This is a genomic window from Bradyrhizobium sp. (assembly GCF_049586575.1).
Lineage (GTDB): Bacteria > Pseudomonadota > Alphaproteobacteria > Rhizobiales > Xanthobacteraceae > Bradyrhizobium.
This window is the reverse complement of sequence record NZ_JBAVCF010000335.1, coordinates 1-3,188: the sequence shown is the minus strand read 5'-3', so window position 1 is coordinate 3,188 and position 3,188 is coordinate 1. Positions and strand designations below refer to the sequence as shown.

Sequence of the window (3,188 nt, the reverse complement as noted above, 5' to 3'; positions counted from 1 at the left end):
GTTTTCTCTTATTCCGCCTCCCGTTCCGCCGTTTCTCAGCCAATCAGCCCCGCCAAAGCCAACCGACGCGAAAAAAATAACGGCGAGGGTGACATCAATGATCGCGACCGCAGACCACATTGTCCGGCTTCCCGCTACGCTCCGCCTGAATCGGTGGACAAGGGACCGAGCCGTAGGAACAAAACACGCAGCAATCGCCTGCTTTCGGCCGCAGCCTCGCTCCGCAGCTAGTGCACTCATACAGAACCTGACAGGCATCGTCCGGCATCGTCTCCGTCTTTGCGGCTCCGCAATTCGGACATGTAATGATCGATTGATAGATCACGGCCTATTTTCTCGCTTGCCGCACGCCCCACTTCCGCGAGCCATCTTCACGGCATTAGTGAGCTTTGCACCTGCCGCTCGGCATCGCGAATTGTACTCACTGCGGCTTGATGTTGGCCGTTTTGATGATCTCGCCCCACTTCTTCACCTCGTCGGCGATGAATGTTCTAAACTCCGCCGGGGAACGTACGGCGACGGTCAGCCCGAGGGCCGCCAAATGGCTCACATGCGCGGGATCCCGCAGAGCCTTGTCCACTGCCGCACCGAGTAGCGTGATGATTTGAGGAGGCGTGTTCGGGGCGGCGCCAAGACCGTACCAAGTGGTCGCTTCATAACCAGGGAGAAATTCGGCCAAGCTCGGTACCTCGGGAATCGCTTTCTGGCGTGCGGCGGTGGTGACGGCAAGCGCTCGTAGCTTTCCCGCTTTCACGTATTCGATCGCTGACATGTCGGAGATCGCGACATCAAGCCGATCTGCAAGCAATTCTTCCACGGCCTGCACCGAGTTACGGAACGGCACCTGCACAAAATCGACATTCGCCATCTTCTTAAACAGCGATACGGCCAAAAACGGCGGCGTTCCGGTCGGTGAAGAACCGAAATTTAGTTTTCCGGGATGGGATTTGGCATTGCCAATAAGCGCTGGGATCGATTGCGCATCGGACGAACCAGCAGCAACAATCACAAAAGCTGCGCTGGCGATGCTGGCGATTGGGGCAATGTCACGTTCGACGTTCGCGCTCTGATAGATGCTTGCGTTTATCGCATTCGCAACCGACACCTCGAACAGCGTGTAGCCATCGGCCGCGGCCTTTGCCACGTCCTGAAGCGCTAGATTGCTTGCGGCGCCGGGGTGATTCTCAGTGATAAACGGCTTGCCTAGCTGCTCCGCGAGCCATTGGCCGATCAGCCGTCCAACCAGGTCCGGCACGCCGCCCGGCGCGAAGCCTACAACGATCCGCACCGGTCGGGTCGGATAATCCAGCCCAAACCCGACAGCGGGGAGGACCGGAGCCGCGGCCGTGCCAGCAACGCCTGCTAACATCCGTCTTCGATTTATTGCCATTCGTCTTCCCACCATTGCGCCCGAGGACGATTTTTTCCTCGTCAATATCATCCGGATCATACGGCCCGCCGTACCAGGTGAGCGCATGCTCCTGCACTGTCATCACCGAAGCCCCCTTCGATCGTCCCCATCGACGATGCATCATCGACCGATGCTACCTCCACCTCCCAAGCGACCTCAACTGAGCAATAACAGCGGGCGTCTGGAACCCGTCGGCCGGCCATGAATACCCAATGATCCCCTTGACCCATTGGGAATAGGAGCCTATGTCGCGCGGGCCGCTTAAGAATGCGTCGAACGGTTTACGAACAGCAACGGACCACCATGGGCAGTACCACCTTCGGTGACGTTTCCACGACATCTGTCGTGGCGGCCTCACCGTCAGATATGACGATGGTGCGCGGCGGACGCTGCGCGATGGCAAGAGACCCCCGCTAGCGATCTCTTCCCAACGCTCACCCGCTAACCGCCACACGCGGAAACGGAGATGAGCGATGATCGCAAAACCCGCAAAGAATCCGGTCGCAGCGCACGCGGTGCTTGTTCCCCCCGCTGAGATTTCGCTTTCACCTCTCGCTCTGAGCAATGTACACCCAGGCGATGCCGAAATCGACCGGCTGTACGAAGCACTGCAAACGGTGACACCGGAGCGTTATCCGCGTACGGCGCGGCTGCTCGCGTCGAGTACCCGGAAGGTGGCGCAAAAGGTGATCGAGGAAGCTGGAGAGGTTGCGCTTGAAGCCGTCAAGCGCAGGAACCAAGGAGTCGTACGCGAAAGCGCCGATCTACTTTATCACCTTACTGTGCTCTGGCGTCGTGCGGGTATCGCTCCGGACGATATCTGGGCTGAAATGCGTCGCCGTGCCGACGCGTTGGGTATCGCCGAGAAGATTCCGAAACCCCGTTCCCATTTGGAGACAAAGCGAGCGCAGCAAAAGGCAGCTTCCGCAGGGTAGGTGTACGTCTTTTCTAATACGTTCAACCCTGCGACGCTTTGTCAGTTGGCCATTACCGATTTGTAATTCGGCCCGTCCGAAATAGGGGAGTACTTTGCTCTGTGTTGATCGGCACACAGTCGCCCCCCCGACCCCGTGCTCGACCAATGAACCCCAGCCTCGCTTGCGAGCTGGGGTTTTCTATTTTTCCGCTATCCCGTTCCACCGTTTCTACGCCAACGTTATACCACTTCTACATCAGAGTGAGCTGACGATATAGGGGAAGGAGGTGATGGAGCGAACGAGTGTTGGATTTCGTTCGAGATAGAGGATGGCCTGCTTGAGCTTGGCGCGCACGGCGTCCATGGATTTAAGGGCAAAGTTTTTGAAGATTTTTTCGCGGATTTCATCCCAGAGATTTTCTTTCGGATTGAGCTCCGGTGAATAGGGCGGAAGATACAGGAGCCTGATATTGCGTGGAACGGCAAGGGCGCCACAGCGATGGTTGGGCGCGCCATCGAGAACCAGCAGGATGTCTTGCCGGGCGAACCTGCGCGCCAGCACTTGGAGGAAGGCCTGGAAGCTTGCCGTATTCGAGGTCGGCATGATCAAGTAGACGCAAGTGCCGTCCTTGGGCGAGACCGCGCCGTAGAGATAGATGTATTGGCGGATCAGCTGCGCGGCCACTGCGGGCCGCGTGCCGAGCGGCGCCCAGCAGGGCCGGATGCGGTTCATGCGGCCGAAGCGTGCTTCATCGGCAAACATGATGCGCAGCCGCCGCCCACGCCGAGCGGCGGCCCGCCGCGCCTTCCTTACAGCATCAGGAAAGCGGGTTTTTTAAAAGCATTCTGTGCCGCGAGGTC

3 protein-coding genes and 1 pseudogene are annotated in these 3,188 nt (G+C 58.6%); 1 reads left to right on the top strand and 3 read right to left on the bottom strand.

All coding sequences use genetic code 11. From position 1 onward, the window contains the following. Positions 1–94 precede the first annotated feature (94 nt). Together WB528_RS13125 and WB528_RS13120 are read right to left on the bottom strand one after the other, a co-directional pair. Positions 95–325 carry a GDCCVxC domain-containing (seleno)protein gene (locus WB528_RS13125; RefSeq protein WP_423888842.1) on the bottom strand — a complete coding sequence of 77 codons (231 nt, stop codon included), beginning with the start codon at positions 323–325 and terminating at the stop codon, positions 95–97. Between the two features lie 96 nt (positions 326–421). Then, positions 422–1,369, bottom strand: a complete 948-nt coding sequence (locus WB528_RS13120; protein ID WP_423888841.1) for a Bug family tripartite tricarboxylate transporter substrate binding protein — start codon at positions 1,367–1,369, stop codon at positions 422–424. Positions 1,370–1,884: 515 nt separating this feature from the next. Between WB528_RS13120 and hisE the strand changes: the two genes are divergently transcribed. Then, on the top strand, positions 1,885–2,346 hold the full coding sequence (gene hisE / locus WB528_RS13115) for a phosphoribosyl-ATP diphosphatase (protein WP_423888840.1): 462 nt from the start codon (positions 1,885–1,887) through the stop codon (positions 2,344–2,346). A gap of 237 nt (positions 2,347–2,583) precedes the next feature. Here the strand turns inward: hisE and WB528_RS13110 are convergent. Then, a pseudogene (locus WB528_RS13110) lies at positions 2,584–3,138 on the bottom strand (IS630 family transposase); the annotation flags it as partial. Between the last annotated feature and the right edge of the window lie 50 nt (positions 3,139–3,188).

Bases quoted from the DNA above. Each gene is read 5' to 3' on its own strand.
- WB528_RS13120 (WP_423888841.1), bottom strand. From the start codon at position 1,369: ATGTTAGCAGGCGTTGCTGGCACGGCCGCGGCTCCGGTCCTCCCCGCT.
- hisE (WP_423888840.1), top strand. From the start codon at position 1,885: ATGATCGCAAAACCCGCAAAGAATCCGGTCGCAGCGCACGCGGTGCTT.